This window comes from Colwellia sp. NW0002-52-1 (assembly GCF_057550865.1).
On record NZ_BAAJLU010000004.1, the window covers coordinates 188,586 to 207,167 of the forward strand.

At 38.5% G+C, this 18,582-nt stretch carries 13 protein-coding genes; 9 read left to right on the forward strand and 4 right to left on the reverse strand.

All coding sequences use genetic code 11. The features are described 5' to 3' along the window. Positions 1-17 precede the first annotated feature (17 nt). The 4 genes from AC27H3_RS06475 (at position 18) to kdsA (ending at position 3,501) form a co-directional block, all read left to right on the forward strand. Positions 18-392: a SirB2 family protein gene (locus AC27H3_RS06475; RefSeq protein WP_487104676.1), complete on the forward strand. Its 375-nt coding sequence runs from the start codon at positions 18-20 to the stop codon at positions 390-392. Positions 393-415: 23 nt separating this feature from the next. Continuing rightward, entirely contained in the window at positions 416-1,216 is an 801-nt protein-coding gene (locus AC27H3_RS06480) for a SirB1 family protein (protein ID WP_487104678.1), read from the forward strand. A 72-nt stretch (positions 1,217-1,288) separates the two neighbouring features. Next, positions 1,289-2,551 carry a DUF819 family protein gene (locus tag AC27H3_RS06485; protein WP_487104680.1) on the forward strand — a complete coding sequence of 421 codons (1,263 nt, stop codon included), beginning with the start codon at positions 1,289-1,291 and terminating at the stop codon, positions 2,549-2,551. Positions 2,552-2,658: 107 nt separating this feature from the next. Then, entirely contained in the window at positions 2,659-3,501 is an 843-nt protein-coding gene (gene kdsA / locus AC27H3_RS06490; RefSeq protein WP_085302214.1) for a 3-deoxy-8-phosphooctulonate synthase, read from the forward strand. Between the two features lie 139 nt (positions 3,502-3,640). Here kdsA and AC27H3_RS06495 read toward each other — a convergent pair whose 3' ends face one another. Continuing rightward, positions 3,641-4,993 (reverse strand): dicarboxylate/amino acid:cation symporter, encoded by a 1,353-nt coding sequence (locus AC27H3_RS06495; protein WP_085302216.1) that lies wholly within the window; start codon positions 4,991-4,993, stop codon positions 3,641-3,643. Between the two features lie 462 nt (positions 4,994-5,455). Here AC27H3_RS06495 and AC27H3_RS06500 point away from each other — a divergent pair, with 462 nt between their 5' ends. Beyond that, positions 5,456-7,975 (forward strand): hypothetical protein, encoded by a 2,520-nt coding sequence (locus AC27H3_RS06500; protein ID WP_487104683.1) that lies wholly within the window; start codon positions 5,456-5,458, stop codon positions 7,973-7,975. A 76-nt stretch (positions 7,976-8,051) separates the two neighbouring features. On the opposite strand, the gene AC27H3_RS06505 is transcribed toward AC27H3_RS06500, so the two are convergent. Then, positions 8,052-9,158, reverse strand: a complete 1,107-nt coding sequence (locus AC27H3_RS06505) for an arginase family protein (RefSeq protein ID WP_487104685.1) — start codon at positions 9,156-9,158, stop codon at positions 8,052-8,054. A 397-nt stretch (positions 9,159-9,555) separates the two neighbouring features. On the opposite strand from AC27H3_RS06505, the gene topA reads away from it, so the two are divergent. The 3 genes from topA (at position 9,556) to AC27H3_RS06520 (ending at position 14,355) form a co-directional block, all read left to right on the forward strand. Further along, entirely contained in the window at positions 9,556-12,237 is a 2,682-nt protein-coding gene (gene topA, locus AC27H3_RS06510) for a type I DNA topoisomerase (RefSeq protein ID WP_487104687.1), read from the forward strand. A gap of 659 nt (positions 12,238-12,896) precedes the next feature. After that, positions 12,897-13,829: a ribosome biogenesis GTPase YlqF gene (gene ylqF / locus AC27H3_RS06515; protein ID WP_487104688.1), complete on the forward strand. Its 933-nt coding sequence runs from the start codon at positions 12,897-12,899 to the stop codon at positions 13,827-13,829. 94 nt (positions 13,830-13,923) lie between these two features. Continuing rightward, positions 13,924-14,355, forward strand: a complete 432-nt coding sequence (locus AC27H3_RS06520) for an HIT domain-containing protein (RefSeq protein WP_487104690.1) — start codon at positions 13,924-13,926, stop codon at positions 14,353-14,355. A 65-nt stretch (positions 14,356-14,420) separates the two neighbouring features. On the opposite strand, the gene megL is transcribed toward AC27H3_RS06520, so the two are convergent. Further along, positions 14,421-15,605, reverse strand: a complete 1,185-nt coding sequence (gene megL, locus AC27H3_RS06525) for a methionine gamma-lyase (RefSeq protein ID WP_198946871.1) — start codon at positions 15,603-15,605, stop codon at positions 14,421-14,423. A 262-nt stretch (positions 15,606-15,867) separates the two neighbouring features. On the opposite strand from megL, the gene AC27H3_RS06530 reads away from it, so the two are divergent. After that, complete coding sequence (locus tag AC27H3_RS06530; protein ID WP_487104693.1) at positions 15,868-17,418, forward strand: sigma 54-interacting transcriptional regulator; 1,551 nt, start codon at positions 15,868-15,870, stop codon at positions 17,416-17,418. A 5-nt stretch (positions 17,419-17,423) separates the two neighbouring features. On the opposite strand, the gene AC27H3_RS06535 is transcribed toward AC27H3_RS06530, so the two are convergent. Further along, positions 17,424-18,440 carry a GGDEF domain-containing protein gene (locus AC27H3_RS06535; protein WP_487104695.1) on the reverse strand — a complete coding sequence of 339 codons (1,017 nt, stop codon included), beginning with the start codon at positions 18,438-18,440 and terminating at the stop codon, positions 17,424-17,426. Between the last annotated feature and the right edge of the window lie 142 nt (positions 18,441-18,582).

Consider the following 18,582-nt stretch of genomic DNA (forward strand, 5'->3'; position numbering starts at 1 on the left):
ACTAAATGGAGTTCATTATGCTTAAACACTTACACATGACCGTGGCTGTGATCAGTATTTTACTGTTTACTTTTCGCTTTGCTTTAACCTTAGTCAATTCAAATAAATTGTCATTGAAATGGCTGAAAATTGCCCCACATATTATCGATACATTATTGCTTGGTCTTGGCATAGCTTTATCAATCAAGTTAGCAATAAATCCAGCTGAACAATTGTGGTTGGCTGAAAAGCTATTAGCCGTTTTTGCTTATATTTTTACAGGTTACTACACCTTGAAATTGGCGCGTAATCGTACCATGCAAATTATTGGTTTTTTAGGTGCGATAGGCTGGGTAATGTTAATTGTACGCATTGCGATAAGTAAGGAAACTGTGTTTCTAGCGAGCTTATAAATATTAAATTTAATAGAGTATGCATGAACGAATTGTTGTTATCAGAAATTAAATCTGAAAAAAATGAATTACTACAAACTTTTCTATTAGTAGAAACGTATATTTTTGGTCAAAATACCACGGTTCAATCTGAGTTAGATGAACTTGTTGCTTATTGCCAAGCAGAAACCGATGAAATTAAAGATCCCGTAGAGCGCGCTGAAGTGCTAATTAATGCCTTGTTTGTTGATCAGTTATTCATTGATAACCAGCAACAAAACTGGCCGGTAATTTCATTTCAAACATCATCAGCATTAACACATAAGCTAATTTCGCCGGTTTTAAAAGCGGTGCTCATTGCATATGTAGCCAATAGCTGTGACTGTAAGGCCGATATCGTTTATGTGCCAGAAAAAGCCATGTTGAGAATAATATGTGATGATAATTACGCCATTATATTTGACCCAGTTACGGGCGAATCTTTAAATTGGCATGAACTTGATATCCGAATGAGTGAGATCTCAGGTGACCCATTTGAAGTGACTTTAGATATTATGAAACAAGAGAGCTTAGTACTTGAACATATTACAAGTTTAAAAGCGGCCTTTATTCGTGAGCAAGCATACAGTAACGCACTAAAGTGTGTTGATATGTTGTTAGCATTAAATCCAGACGATCCTTTTGAACGTCGTGATCGTGGTTTCTTATTACACCAGCTTGATTGTTTTAAAGTTGCATACGATGACTATCAATACTTTGTTGAGCAATGCCCAAAAGATCCAGCTGCGCAATTATTAAAGCAACAACTAGATAAAATTTCAATTTCAGATACGATACTGCACTAATTAAAGTTTACCGGTTAAAATAAAATATAAAAATAATAACTAAGTAAATTCAGTAAATTAAAAGGATAAGTAATGCAAGATACAGTTTTGGTAAATACGCCATTAATCACTAACGATGCCACGGTGCTCGGAATTTTGGCGTTAATTCTAGGCTTAGTTTTTTATACATCAAACAGTAGCAATGCTGCTTGTCGTTCATTTTATAAATATGTACCCGCATTATTAATGTGTTACTTATTACCCTCATTATTAAATACGTTTGGCATTGTTAGTGCTGAAGTAAGCCAAGTTGACGAAGTAGCGAAATACTTTCTGTTGCCGGCATGTTTAGTGTTGTTAACGCTTAGTATCGATATTAAAGCGATAGCAGGTTTAGGTAGCAAAGCCGTTATTATGTTTTTAACGGGCACTGTCGGCGTTATTATTGGCGGGCCATTAGCCTTATTGATAGTTTCTGCTGTATGGCCTGAGTTAATTGGCGTAACGGGCCCTGACGCTGTTTGGCGTGGAATGGCCGCTTTAGCAGGTAGTTGGATTGGCGGCGGCGCTAATATGCTTGCCATGAAAGAAATTTATGGCGCTGACGGTAATATATTTACCATCATGGTGACTGTTGATATTGTGGTTGCTAACATTTGGATGGCAGCTTTACTTTATATGGCGGCAAACCATAAACGTATTGATGCTAAAAATGGCGCAGACACTTCTAGTATTGACCGATTGATCGAAAAGGTTGAAGCAGAAACGCGCGAAAACTCAAAACAACCTGAGCTGAAAGACTATATGCTTATTCTTGCTGTTGGTTTTGGTGCCGCAGGTTTAGCCCATTTTGCTGCTGATTATTTAGTACCATTTTTTCAAAATAACTATCCAGAACTAAAGAAATTTAGCTTACACAGTAAATTATTTTGGATCATTGTTTTAGTGACGACTATTGGCTTAACGCTTTCGTTTACTAAGGTAAGAAAATTAGAAGCTGTTGGCGCATCAAAAGTTGGCAGTAGCTTTCTTTATGTGTTGGTAGCCACTATCGGCTTGCATATGGATATCACACAAATTGTTGAAGCGCCTAAATATATGGTTATAGGCTTAATTTGGATGGCAGTGCATGTGATCTTATTATTTGCGGTTGGTAAGTTTATTAAAGCACCGGTATTTTATTTAGCCGTTGGTAGTAAGGCTAACATTGGTGGTGCAGCATCAGCACCGGTTATTGCATCGGCTTTTCATCCTTCACTTGCACCGGTAGGCGTTTTACTCGCAGTTCTCGGCTATGCTTTAGGTACATACATGGCATGGTTATGTGGCCAATTGTTAAGAATTGTTGGTAGCTAATAGCGATTAACTTTTAAGACCAATTTGATTAATTAAGTGTTCTACTCTTTCTCTTTGAGAATGAACCGCTAATTAATCAACTTGGCATCACATATTTTGGAAATATTATGACAAAACAATTAATTTCACTTGGCGATATTGAAATCGCAAACGATAAACCTTTTGTACTTTTTGGTGGCATGAATGTGCTTGAGTCACGTGATTTAGCAATGACCATTGCCGAACGTTATGTTGAAGTAACCCAAAAGCTTAATATACCTTACGTTTTCAAGGCTTCGTTTGATAAGGCTAACCGTTCATCGGTTAACTCATATAGAGGTCCAGGTTTAGATGAAGGCTTAAAGATTTTTGAAGAAATAAAATCAACCTTTAATGTACCTATTATTACTGATGTGCATGAAACATATCAGGCTGCGCCTGTTGCTGAAGTGGCTGACATTATTCAGTTACCTGCATTTTTAGCGCGTCAAACAGATTTAGTCGTGGCGATGGCAAAAACGGGGGCGATTATCAATGTCAAAAAACCTCAGTTTCTTGCCGCTCACGAAATGCGTCATATCATTAAAAAGTTTGCTGAATCGGGCAATGAAGATATTATTCTTTGTGAGCGCGGTAGCTGTTTTGGTTACAATAACTTAGTTGTTGATATGTTAGCCATGGATGAAATGAAGAACTATGCACCGGTTATTTTCGATGCCACGCATGCTTTACAACAACCAGGTGGCAGAGAAGATTCAGCCGATGGGCGACGCGCTCAAGCTGCACAATTAGCACGTAGTGGTATGGCAATTGGCATTGCCGGATTATTTATTGAATCACACCCAGATCCATTAACCGCGAAATGTGATGGCCCGTGTGCATTACCATTAGATAAGCTTGAGCCTTACCTAGCTCAAATGAAAGCTATTGACGATTTAGTGAAGGGTTTTGAACCGCTTATTACCGGATAAATACACTACAAGTTATTTGTTTTTTAAAGTAAGGCTAGTTATCTGGAATAATAAAAAGGCGCTAATTAGCGCCTTTTTAGTGGGTGTTTTTCAACTTGGTGCTGTCCTACATAATGTCCAAGCTGAATTTAACTCGATATTATTTATCATTACTTGCTTTATCTAAATCATGAAAATCTATTTCTTCAATATTTTTACCTGCATCAGGGTCGTTAAATACCGCTTCGTCAAATTGGTCTTCAGACTTACCAACAACCACAGTTACCATACTATCACCTGTAACATTAACTGCTGTTCGTGTCATATCGAGTAAGCGATCTACACCTATAATTAAAGCAATACCCTCAACAGGTAATCCTACTTGCTCAAGTACCATGGCCAACATAATTAACCCAACACCAGGTACACCTGCGGTACCAATTGAAGCGAGCGTTGCGGTTAGTATTACCATTAAGTAATCAGTTAATGTTAAATCTTGACTAAATACTTGCGCTATAAATACTGTAGCCACACCTTGCATAATTGCGGTGCCATCCATGTTGATAGTAGCGCCTAAAGGAACTGTAAATGATGCTATTGAGTTTTTAACCCCCATTTTCTTGGTGGTTGTTTCTAGTGTGATAGGTAAAGTGGCATTACTGCTTGAAGTAGAAAAAGCAAAGATGGCGGTATCACGCATTTTCTTCAAGAAAATTAATGGATTTAAACCGGTCAGTAATTTAAGTAAAACAGGGTAAGTAATAAAGGCGTGCAATAACAATGCAAAAACTACCACTAAAAAGTACTCGATTAAGTTGCCAAAAGTGCTCAACGATACATCGGTAAACAAGCCAGCCAATAAACAAAACACGCCATAAGGTGCAATGTTCATTAATATCGTAACTAGGCGCATAACAACAACGCTCATGTCTTCAAATAAAGCAGCAATGCGATCTCCGGCTTTACCTGATAAGGCAATAGCAATACCAAACAATAAAGCAAAAATAATCACCTGTAACATATTGCCTTGTGCAAAAGCAGCGAATGGATTACTTGGGAACATTTGAATTAATACTTGTGCTAGCGAAGGAGCTTCTCGGCTAGTAAACGTTGAACCGGCAACCATATTTACGCCTTCTCCAGGGCTAACCAGTAGCGCTAAACTCATGGCGAAGCTAATAGCGATGGCAGTGGTTAATAAATACATGCCAATGGCTTTACCACCAATTCTACCAAGCTTAGTGGTATCTTTAAGGGAGCAAGTGCCACAAATTAAAGAAACAAAAACTAATGGCACCACCAACATTTGTAAGCTGGCAATAAATATTTGACCGATGACCTCAAAAACACCATCTACAAAAAAGCCACGTATTGAAAAATCAAAGAGATATAAAGGGATAACTAGATCTGAGCCATCAGGCATTAACCATTGGAAAAACGAACCAAGGAGAATACCTGCAACCATGCCTGTAACAATTCTAGTAGTTAAACTTGCTTGTTTTTTTTCAGTCATATTATTTTAATTTTATTGAACGATTCCTTATTATGTTGTTGCTAAGGACATAAATCAAATGATAAAAGCCTCTCAGTAGTTGAATTTAACCGATAATTCTTATTTAGGCTTACTTAACTATTTAATTGACTAAATATTAACTAAGTTAGGTTATTTCTTAAATTTTATTGATGCTTAAATCGCTTTATTTTAATTGAGCTAAAAATGAAAACTGCCTTAATCATCTTATCAGTCTATGCCCACCTTATTTTGATAAAGATATAACGCGAATTAATTAAAATAAAATAGCGCTAAAGTAAGTGTCTTGAACTTTAATTTTATGGATGAAATACAACTGTTTTACCTGCTAAAAAATCATTACCAATGAATATATTATGTTTTTTTAGTTATTCACTGACCTTTTTATAAAAATTCGGTTAAGATGGAATAAGTTGATAAAAAAATTACCAGGAGATGCTTTTTATGGCGCTACTTCAACGCTTTAGTTTAATTTTACTGTTTGCAACCTTAGTGGGTTGTGGCGGCAGTAGTGGTGGATTCGATGAAACTACCGATGGCAGCGATGGTAGTACACCAGACGCTATAACAATTTCTTTAGCTATTTCAGATACAACAGTTACCGGCGCCGAGCCAGCGACTGTTACTGCAACAGTTATGCAAGGAACTACACCTGTTGTTGGACGTTCGGTAACTTTTGAAACTGGATTAGGCTCATTTTCGCCTACATCTGGTACCGCGTTAACTAACGATAGTGGCATTGCTACAATTACGTTAACTGCGGGTAGTGTCAGAGGTGCGAGTGAAATATCGGCCTCGATATCGTCGGGCGAAAGCTCTACAACACCTTTGGGCTTTACTACCCAAGGTGATGATATAAATGTTGTAGGCGACATTAATATTACTGTGGCTTTAGTTGATGCTGATGGTAATGCAACTAATACAGTAACTTCTTCAAAACCCGCTAAAGCTATCGCCACAATAAATGGTATTAGTGCGCCAGTTATCGTAAGTTTTACTACCACAGTGGGTGAGATCCCAATTGCTTCTGCGCTTACCAATAGTGACGGAGAAGCAACCGTAGACGTTTTTGCTGGAGACAATTTAGGTGCTGGCACCATTGTCGCTTCGATAGTGAGTGGTGAAACAGGTCAAGTTTTATTTGTGGTTGGTTCTTCATCTGTCACCATGGGCAGTGGAACACCATTTGTAGAAGGTGTTGCTGAGGTTAGCTTAGCGCAAGTCTCTGCTGGTGGTACAAGTGTAGTATCAGTATCTATTATTGATGACCAAGGAAACTTGTTTACTGAGCCGGTAGAAGTTAATTTTTCTTCTGCATGTGCTACTCAATCGCTTGCGACATTAAGTAGCCCTATTACTACGGCAAATGGTGTTGCAACCAGTACTTATTTAGCTACAGGTTGTACAGGTGATGATCCAATCAATGTTACTGCCAATGCAGGTGGTATCAATTTATCAGCTAATGCGACAATTAATGTATTAGCAGCAGATATTGGTAGTATTGAGTTTGTCTCAGCTACTCCTGATAATATTGGCATTGTTGGTGCTGGTATCGTGAGCGGCTCTGAGAGCTCAACGGTTATATTTAAAGTTAAAGATACGGACGGTAATGCTTATAATAACCGTATTGTAAATTTTGCGCTAAATACAGATGTTGGTGGCATTACGTTAAGTCAAGTACAAGCTACTACTAACGCGCAAGGAACAGTTCAGACAGTTGTTAATTCAGGCTCAGTGCCAACAAGTGTGCGCGTAACTGCTTCAACAGAAACCTTAAGTGGAGAGGTTGTTTTTACTCAGTCGAGTTTACTTGTAGTTTCAACTGGCTTACCTGATCAAGACAGTTTCAGTATTGCACGTAGCCAAGCTAACCCAGAAGCATGGAACACAGATGGTATTGAAGTGCCGGTTACTGTTCGTATGGCTGATGCCTTTAATAACCCAGTACCCGATGGAACAGCGGTTAGCTTTACTACAGAAGGCGGTTCAATTGAAGCATCATGTACAACCGACAACGGCATTTGTAGTGTTATGTGGCGCAGTCAAAGCCCGAGACCTGCAGGTAAAGTACTAACGCAGAGTTTTTGTACCTTAGCTGATGATGCTGATACCAGCATATTTTGTGCGCGCTTGCCGTTAGCAAATAACAAAAACTACCTAGGTCAAGAGTATGGTGGCCGTGCTTCTATATTGGCGACAGCGATTGGCGAAGAATCATTTCCTGATAAAAATGGTAATGGCCGATTCGATGAAAGTGAATACACATTATTTCAAGGTTTAAATGTAAGTGACTTACCTTATGATCTAAAAGAAGCTTTTGTAGATCATAATGAAGATGGTGTATTTAACCCGGCTGAAACTAGTGGTGAAATAGGCGGTGAACTAGAAGAGTTTACTGACTTTAATAATAATGGCGTTTTTGACACTGAAGATGCAGCTTATAACGGTATTCTATGTGGTTTTAACGATGTAACAAACCCAGGTACTGAAACAGCGAATCAATATTGTGCTGATCCTGATGATGAAACAGACCCTACCAAGAAAAGCCAAAAAGTATCAACAAATGTTCGTGGTTCAACCTTTATTATTATGTCGGGTAACTCACCTTATATAACATTAACGGCTACAAATGACGCGATATCAGATACGTCGGCGGACTTTGACTCTACGGATACAACCTTATATATCGCTGGTGAAAGCACAGGTACTGTTAGTATGATTATTGCTGATTTTCATAACCAACCTATGCCTGCCGGTACTATTGTATCTTTCACTGCAAGTGTTGGCTCTGTAGTTGGAACGAGTAGTTTTACTTGGCCAAGTGATGGAAGCAATGGTGGTAGTAGTTTTGGTGTGGCTATAAAAGGCGAAGCTGAACCTAAGAGTGGTATATTGGAAATATCAGTTGAGAGTCCGTTAGGGTTAACAACAACATTGAGCCCAGTTAGTATTGTGATTCAATAACGAATTAAACTGCCTGAAAACAAAAAAGCCGCTAAATTAGCGGCTTTTTCTTATGCAGTTTTACAAACTATTTTGCTTACTTATTCATTTCTTCAATCAAGAAGGCTGAAATCTCAGCGCCTGCTGCAAGCGTTCTATCTCGACTTACTTCACCTAAGCCAGTGCTATCAGTAAATGGTGCGATTTCCATCATATCAGCACCCGTAATAGGGCATTGTGCTGCTACGGCACGTAATATTTGCATTGACTCGTTTGGTGATAAACCATCAGGCTCTGGTGTGCCCGTTGCTGAAGCATAGGTTTCATCTAGTGCGTCAATATCAAAACTGACATAAACTTCGTCTACTTTATCATCTTTTAATTGTTTGATGATTTTTGCAATGATAGCCTCAACACCTTGCTCTTTAACTTCATGAGCCCAGTGCTGTTTCACGCCAAAAGTGCTTTCCCAATGTGTTTTAGGTTTGCCACTTGAGCGAATACCCACTTGAATTAAGTCACGGTAATCGGTTAAGTCATCTAAAATGTGGGTACACCACGAACCAAAACATAAGTCGATACCTAAACGTTCCACTAACAAATCGGTATGAGCGTCAAAGTGTATAATTGCCGCACGAATACCTTGTTTCTTTTTCGCCTGTAAATACGCTTTAGTTAACGGGTAACTTACTGAATGATCACCACCAATACCAAAAATTCCTTTTTTCGGAAACTCAGCGTAAAAGTCATGTAATACATCTTCAGTTATCGTTAATGGGCTTACTGGGAATGCGCTGTTTTCATCTTGATAAAGCGCTTTTCGACAGTTCGCTATAGTCGCTTCATTGAGGTATTTATCATGAAGTAAATGTGGAATAACACGCACATCTCCTAAATCAAAGGCATTTAAATTCGGATATTGTTCTAATAGTGTTGAGCGAACAAATAAAGGGCCCCAGTTAGCGCCACGCAAAATACCTCCACCACAATCTGAAGCAATGCCTAGAATCACCGCATTAGTCGATTCTGGCAGCTTTTCTACACTTTGCTGCCATAGCGCTTCAATATTGTCTGATTGGCCAAATAAGGCGTTATGTAAACGCTCCTTGCGTTCTTTTGCTGTGTTAACGGTAAAAATTCCGTTACCTGGTGGGCATAAACACTGGCTGATTTTATTTTTAAAGGTTGACCATGAAGTCGTCATGTATATTCTCTTCCTAGTTAATAGGTATTGAAATTCACTTAAATGAACGCAATCTACCTGGGTGATTGTAAAAAATTGTTATAACAGGTGAAAAACTGAAGTTATTTTCCTTCAGCCCTTAAATTTTGCTAAAAAGTCTATTATGATGGCGCCGAAAAATTCGCATCATTATAGCTAAAAGTTGTAAAAAGGCATATATATAAAAATTTTTTGCTTGTCAGTTTACTAATTTACAGATATATCTAATAGTAATTTCAGTCTCAAATTTAATTTTTCGTCTTAGTTTTATTCATGATTGCAAATTGTCTTAATATTTTGCTCGCGCAATATTAAGTCACTCGGTGCAAATAACTTTGACGCAACTGACACAGTCAGCTTAGTAGGAATATAAAATATTATGGCAAAATCTCTGGTAATTGTGGAATCGCCAGCCAAAGCAAAAACAATTAACAAATACCTTGGTAAAGATTTTATTGTTAAATCGAGCGTAGGGCACGTACGTGATCTACCGCATAGCAGTACTGGTAAAAAAGTTGCGGCTAAATCTCCTGCTGAAGTGCGAAAAATGGCACCTGCCGCGAAAGCTAAATATAAAGCTAAACGTGACAAACAAGCACTGGTTAATCGAATGGGTATTGATCCTGAGAATGATTGGGAAGCAAATTATCAAATACTCGCAGGTAAAGAAAAAGTCGTTGCAGAATTAATTAAACTTGCTAGTGCTGCAGACACGGTTTATCTCGCAACCGATTTGGATCGCGAGGGAGAAGCGATTGCTTGGCATTTAAAAGAAATTATTGGCGGCGACGACGATAAATATAAACGTGTTGTGTTTAATGAAATAACTGAAAATGCTATTCAACAAGCGTTTTCTACCCCTGGCGAATTAAGTATGCCAGGCGTTAATGCTCAACAAGCAAGACGTTTTCTCGACCGTGTTGTGGGCTTTATGGTAAGTCCATTGCTTTGGAAAAAAGTAGCTCGTGGCTTATCTGCTGGCCGAGTGCAGTCTGTTGCAGTAAAGCTTGTTGTTGAAAAAGAACGTGAAATTAAAGCTTTTGATCCTAAAGAGTTTTGGGAAGTTACAGCGGATACCAAAACAACTGCAGGTTTAGATTTTCCGTTAGATGTAACCCATGAAAATGGTAAAGCATTTAAACCAACGAACGAAGCCGACACAAATAAAGCCTTAGCAATATTAAAGGCAGCTGCTTTTACGGTTAATAAACGCGACGATAAACCTTCAAAAAGTACACCGTCGGCTCCATTTATTACTTCAACTTTACAACAAGCGGCTAGTACTAAATTAGGCTTTGGTGTTAAACGCACCATGGGGCTTGCTCAGCGTTTGTATGAAGCGGGTCATATTACTTATATGCGTACCGACTCAACCAATTTGAGTAAAGATGCGGTTGAAATGTGTCGTGGTTATATTAGCGATAACTTTGGCGATAACTACTTGCCAGAAAAAGCAAAAGTATATAATAGTAAAGGTAATGCTCAAGAGGCGCATGAAGCGATTCGCCCATCTAATGTTAAAGTTGAATCTGCCTTTATGGAAGGTATTGAAGCTGATGCGAAAAAATTATATGACCTTATTTGGCGCCAGTTTGTAGCGTGTCAAATGACAGCTGCTCGCTACACGGTAAGTACTATTACGGTTGGTGCTTCTGGTTTTGATTTAAAAGCCAAAGGCCGTGTAATGCAATTTGATGGTTGGACTCGTGTTCATCCACAATTATCAAAAGGTGATGATAAACATTTACCAGATTTATCAGTAGGTGAAACGTTAACACTTGAACAACTTAACCCTACTCAACACTTTACTAAGCCACCAGCACGTTTTGGTGAAGCTTCATTGGTTAAAGAGTTAGAGAAGCGTTCAATTGGTCGTCCTTCTACTTATGCATCTATTATTTCAACCATTCAAGATCGTGGCTACGTACGTTTAGAGTCAAAACGTTTTTACGCTGAAAAAATGGGTGAAATTGTTACCGATAGCTTATCAGAAAGCTTTAAAAACCTGATGAGCTACGACTTTACTGCCAACATGGAGCAAGAGCTTGATGAAGTGGCTCTGGGTAAAGCAGACTGGAAAGATGTACTTAACGGCTTCTATAAAAATTTCACCAAACAACTCGGTCAAGCCGACATGCCGACTGAAGAAGGTGGCATGCGCAATAACGAACCGGTTTTAACCGATATCGATTGCCCAACATGTGGCCGTAAAATGGGTATTCGTACTGCTCAAACGGGTGTGTTTTTAGGTTGTTCTGGTTATGCCTTACCACCGAAAGAACGTTGCACCACAACCATGAACTTAACACCTGGTGAAGAAGCGGTAAGTGTTTTAGCTGAAGACCAAGAAACAGAAGCATTGCGTGCGATGCATCGTTGTAAAAAATGTGGCACAGCAATGGATAGCTACTTAATCGACGAAACACGTAAATTACATGTTTGTGGTAACAACCCAGTTTGTGATGGTATTGAAGTAGAAAAGGGTGAATTTAAGCTTAAAGGTTACGACGGACCTATTTTAGAATGTGACCGTTGTGAATCTGAAATGGAGCTTAAGTCAGGCCGGTTCGGTAAATACTTTGATTGTACAAACAGTGAATGTAAAAACACGCGTAAGTTACTCGCTAATGGTGAAGCTGCGCCACCGAAAGAAGACCCGGTGCAACTACCAGAGCTAGAATGTGAAAAGTCAGAAGCACACTTTGTTTTACGCGATGGCGCTGCGGGTATTTTCCTTGCGGCTAATACTTTCCCTAGATCACGCGAAACACGTGCACCTAAAGTGGCTGAGTTAGCGCGTTTTAGAGATAGAATTTCAGAGAAGTTTTATTATCTTGCCGATGCACCAGCACAAGATCCTGAAGGTAACTTAGCCGTTGTTCGTTATAGCCGTAAAACTAAGTCGCAATATGTTATGACCGAAGTTGAAGGTAAAGCGACAGGTTGGAATGCTAAGTATATTGATGGTAAATGGGTTGAAGAGCTAGCGAAGAAAAAGGTTGTAAAGGCGAAAGCAAAGCCCACAGCAAAAGCAAAGCCTAAAGCAAAAAAAACGGCGTAGTATAAACTAAGCCGTATCAAAAAATGCTTAGTTTACCTTTAACAAAAAGCGCTCATTGAGCGCTTTTTTTATGTCTGTAATAAAGGCAGTTATAGCATCTGCAAAATCGCGACAATAATCTTATTAATTGGTATAAGAAGGTTTAAGCTGCAGAGTGCCAGCAACAAAGCGTAGCTCTTATAATTTGATTTACTAAGTAACCTGAACTCTGGATAATGAGTGCTTGAAACTCAAGTGAACCAAAAGCTTAGGTAATAAAGTAAATGCTATAGCCAGGTGAACATCACGAATAGATATCATCAATGCTTCATTTTATGCCATTTTCAAGGCAAAACGTTTATGAATAGCGCGCTATTTATCGACGTTTTAACGCAGAAAATGGCTTAAAAGGGAGCATTGAGCAAGTGCTGCTTATCCAGAGTTCAGGTTAAGTAGAGGGAACGAATAGCAAAACGCGCTGGAGGCGAATCACAGACAGCAAAAGTAGTACAAGAGACTGCCTATTAGACCAGTAGTTAACTCGTTTTGTTTGCCTCTAAGTTAATTAAAATTTAGCTCAAAGCAGAATAGATTAAAACAATCGTGACTTTCAACAGCTTTTAATGAATATCAGTGATAAAATCAGTTTTATTTTCTAAAAGATCTACGAAATATTTATTATGGCGATTAACTGGTTCCCGGGGCACATGCATAAAGCCCAAAGAGAGATAAAAGAAATTTTACCGCAAATTGATGTGGTGATTGAAGTTTGTGATGCGCGCCTACCTTTTAGTAGCGAAAACCCTATGATCACAGAAATTCGTGGTGACAAGCCATTAATTAAAATCTTAAATAAATCAGATTTAGCCGATCCTAAAGTTACAGAGTTGTGGCTTAATTATCTTGAGTCCCAACACAACGTAAAAGCTATTGCGTTAACTACTGAGTCTCCCGGTGTTGCTAAAACTTTACCGGCACTCATCCGTAAGTTAGCCGCGAGTAAAGATGAAGCGGGTAAGCAAATAAATGCCGTTATTATGGGGATCCCTAATGTAGGTAAATCTACCTTATTGAATACGCTAGTGGGTAAAGCTAAAGCAAAAGTGGGTAATGAACCTGCCGTGACTAAAGGTCAGCAAAGAATTAGGTTAGAAGACGGTTTATATCTTTATGACACACCGGGTATGTTGTGGCCTAAAATAGTAAACGAAAATAGTGGTTACCGTTTAGCAATTACCAGTGCAGTTAAAGACACCGCATTTGATCACGAAGAAATTGCCTGTTTTGCCGCAGAGTACTTGCTTGCTGCTTACCCTGAACGATTAAAAGAGCGCTATAAGATTGACGAGCTTCCTGAGCAGGAAGTAGAGTTGATTGAAGCCATAGGAAAACGACGTGGTTGTGTTAAAAGTGGCGGTCATATTGATTTTCATAAAGCTTCTGAAATACTGATTAATGAAATACGCGACAAAACCTTAGGGGCGATTTCATTTGAAACCCCTGAAATGGTAATTGCTGAAGTTATTCATTTTGACAAAGTTGAAGAAGATAAGGTTGCGGCTAGAGAAGCTAAAAAAATAGCACGTGGTAGAGGACGTCGTAATAAACGTTAGGTTTTTAATTAGTACTAATAATAAAACTAAAAATTCAGCACTAAACACTAAACACTAAACACTTAACACCAAACTTGAAAACTAAGGTAGCAATATGAGTGAGCAATTCCAATTACACCCACAACTAGCGAATGACTGTTTTGTGATTACTGATTTTCCACTGTCGCGTTTATTACTTTGTAACGACAGTGCTTTTCCTTGGTTTATTTTGGTGCCAAAAGTGGATGATGTTCAAGATATTTATCAGCTAGATTGGCAACAGCAACAACAGATATTAAATGAATCAAGCATGCTTAGTGAAGTGCTTATGCAAGAATTTAATGGCGAGAAAATGAATGTAGCGGCGCTAGGCAATGTTGTACCACAGTTGCATTTACATCATATAGTACGTTTTACAACTGATGCCTGTTGGCCTAAGCCAGTTTGGGGTCAGCAAGCGCTAACTCCTTATACTGATGAAGCTTTAGCTGAAATTAAGCAGCGAATATTACCTAAACTGTCGGCAATATTAGCTACCGACACATAAAAACGGGCTGTAATTTTTTGTCGGTAATAGCCTTGTTTGAATCAGTCAAACAAGGCTAAACAATGTTACTTTATCAGTGCAAGTGATTGGCTTAAGTCAGCAATTATATCTTCTGCATTTTCAAGTCCTACCGAAATTCTGATCAAGCTATCACTAATGCCAGCATTAGCTCTTTCTTCTGGAGTATAAGGGGAGTGTGTCATGGAAGCTGGATGCTGAATTAATGATTCGGCATCACCTAAACTTACCGCAATAGAGAATAGTTGCATGCGGTTAATGAACTCACTACCACCGGTTAAATCACTGTTGATTTCAAAGGCAATAACCCCACCGGCCGCTTTCATTTGTGAGCCTAAAAATTTATAGCCAGGGTGACTCTTTAAACCCGGATAATAAACTTTTAAGACTTTCTCGTGGTTTTCTAAATACTCTGCAATCTTTTGGGCATTATTACAGTGTCGTTCCATACGAATAGGAAGTGTTTTAAGGCCACGCATAATTAACCACGCATCATGTGGGCTCATTGTTGCGCCAATGTCTTTTAAAACCGTCATTTTAATGTTCATGATCATTTCGTTGCTACCACAGATAATGCCGGCAACAACGTCACCATGGCCATTCAAGTACTTTGTGGCACTGTGAACAACTATGTCTATACCGTACTGTTGAGGTTGCTGTAACACAGGCGTTAAAAATGTATTATCAACAATGCTAATAATATTATGTTGTTGAGCTATTTTCGCGATAACGGCCAAGTCGTAAACTGCAAGGTTAGGGTTAACGGGGGTTTCTAAAAACATAACCTTAGTATTGGGTTTTATTGCTGCTTCAATTTCATCAGGGTTTGCCATATCAACAAAACTAACTTCGATGCCCCAACGTGTTAGTTGGTGGCTCATTAAAGCAAATGAACAGCCATAAACAGCTTTCGAAGAAATTAAATGATCACCAGCTGATAAGTTGGCTAAAAGTGCACCTGAAACTGCGCCCATTCCTGTGGCTGTTGCAGCAGCGTCTTCCATATTCTCCATAGCAGCTACCCTTTGCTCAAGTTGCCTTGTCGTAGGGTTACCAAGTCGAGAGTATATAAAGCCGTCTTCTTCTCCAGCAAACCTATTTGCACCTTGTTGTGCATTATCGAAAATGAAAGTAGAGGTTTGATAAAGGGGAGTTGCCAATGATCCAAATTGCTCATCGTTAATGCGACCTGCGTGGATAGCCTGAGTTTCGATATTTTTACTGTTGCTCATAATTTTCTCTTTTAATCGAATGCGAAATTATTTAGATAAACAGGATAAGCAAATTTTCAGCCAATAATTTTTACTCAATAATATCAATGACTTATGATTTCAATGGTGAGTAGGTGTAATTTTTTTATTACAACGGGTGTTTGTTTATCAATCTGAAATACAATTGTTTATATATCTAAAGCTGTCTCTATTGATTTTAGAGGTGAGAGGTGTTGTACTAAATTTATTACATGTGTATTTTTTTTATTACATTGGTGGTTATGTGCGTATAAAGATAGATTCAACCGACAGGCTTGGTATCAGCCAAGAAATATTGAGTGTAGTAGCAAAAAGGCAATTCAATGTCATCGCTATGGAGGTAATTCCTCGAACAATATTTTTACACATAGATATTAATGAACAACACATGCTAAATGTGTTTAAAGCATTATCTACTGTGGACGGAGTGTTGAGCTGCAAGCGAATTGATTTTCTGCCTATAGAGTCTAGAGAGCATCATTTAAATGCAATGTTGAGCAAAATACCCGATCCTATTTTTGATATCAGCGCTAATGGTGTAGTAATTTCATGTAATTTAGCCATCTATTCTGAAGATGCAGACAAAAATGATAAACCACTTAATGTGATAGGAAAAAGTATTACAACATTATTTGGGGTCGAAAAATCATCAATTCTAACCAGCAAGCCTAATTCTCTGGATGTGTATTTTAGTGGCAAGCAATACATCGCAGAGACAATCCCTGTGATAGTTGAGGGGGTATTCAACGGAGTTGTTGTCCATTTAAAAGCAATTGCCTCTATTGGCCGACAATTGTCGTTGCTTCAGCAAGGAGAAGGGCATCATACTGATAATATTATTGGTGATAGTGAAGAAATTTTAATTTTAAAAGATAAACTCAATAAATTTTCACGTTTAGATCTACCTATTCTATTAACGGGTGAAACTGGCACAGGAAAAGAGTTATTTGCACGTGCCATACATGAAGCTAGCGGTAGGCGAGACAAAGCTTTTCTGGCGATAAATTGTGCGTCATTACCTGAACAACTTTTAGAGAGTGAGCTTTTTGGTTATGCTGCAGGCGCTTTTACTGGCGCACAACGTAGTGGCAAGCCTGGTTTGTTCGAGTTAGCGCATGGCGGTACCGTATTTTTAGATGAAATAGCTGAAATGTCGGGCTATTTACAGGCTAAATTATTACGCTTTTTGCAAGATTATAGTTATCGGCGCTTAGGTGGTACAAAAGAATTTACCGCTAATGTACGAATTATTTCAGCAAGCCATCAACCGTTTGATCAAATGATCAAAAATCGAATTTTTCGTGAAGATTTATATTATCGATTAAATGTCTTGAGTTTGGCACTGCCAGCATTGCGCGAGCGAAGACAAGATATTTCATTACTTTGTTTTCATTTTTTGGCAAATGCGGCTAAGCAAGTGAATCAACCCGAGCCCGTGTTAGATGAAAGTGCACTTTTACAACTGATTGAATATTCGTGGCCAGGAAATATACGACAGCTTCAAAACGTTCTGTTTAGACTCGTTGCGCTAAATAATGGCCATAATATATCGCTAATAGACGTTACAAAAGTTTTAGCGGACTTCGGTGATAATCATGAAGAAGTCAGTCGTCATTCTCAGGAGACACAAAGAAACTGGTTGTCGGTGAAAAATTGGCAAACAGCTCAAGCTATTTTTGAAGATGAATTATTGGCTCAGTTTTGGCCTGTTTATCCATCGACAAGAAAATTGGCCGAAAGGCTAGGAGTGTCACATAACAAAATAGCGATGAAGTTAAGAAAGAAGTCACCATGATGATTTCAGTTGTCGTTGGTTATTATACAGTTTTTACCCGCCGATTTTGCTTGATATAAACGCTTGTCAGCCTCTTTAAGTAGCTTAGTTAGATTAGGTGTTATGTCTGACTCAGCGACTCCAATACTGATGGTTACACGAATACTTTTCTGTAATCCGGAGAATGACTCTGTCTCAACGGCGTCTCGTAACAATTCAATTACTGAACATGCGTTATGCTGTTGCTCGCCCACAAATAATACGACAAACTCTTCACCGCCAATTCTGAAAATGTTATTTTCACCCGTCACACGTTTCAAGGCTTTAGCTATTTGTATTAATACAATATCGCCAGTATCGTGGCCAAAAAGGTCATTAATTTTTTTAAAGTTATCTACATCAAGCAAAGCCAGTGTTAATGGTTGCTTAGCATATAAAGACGCAAAGTAATCGGTTAAAGCAAGACGGTTATAAGTTTTAGTTAACGGATCACGCATGGCCAGTTTTAGTAGGGCTTGTTCGCTCTTTTCTCGGTTTACTTCATATACGTGTGAGACAGTCCAAATCACAATGTAGGCAAGCACTAAGTTAACTAAAATAGAAAAAACAGAATACTGTTCACTAACCGAAGTATTGATATAAAGAATGACGGTTTCGATAAGTAGCAATAGCCCGCTACCAATAGCACCGTGTTTACGCCCAAATAGTAAATACAATAAAACTGGAAAAGTTAATAACCAAAAGGGTATGCCTGACAATAAACCACCCGCAACGCTTACAACAGAAATGGCAAATATATAAAAGGAAGTGATCGTGATTTTTTGCCAGTTTTTTACGTTACCTTTTTTATGCTCAAGCAACGTATACACACAAAATAGGAACAACAGAAAATCAAGCAAACATATAAATATATTGCCATGTACAAAGTTGATAATACTAACGACCAACGATGAAAAAGTAATGGCAATCGTTAAACCTTTAAGTACGTTGTTACGCAACTTTATGGTCGAGGGGGTAATAACATTGTTGGGTAATATAACCATAACTTATAACTTCTGCCCCAGTTAATTATAAGTGCAATAGATTATTATTTTCTAATAACAACCCTCAACTACACTTACTAAAAGTGTAGTTGAGGGTTGAGCAGATAACCAGTAAATGGTTTTAGATATGGGTTATTGAGCG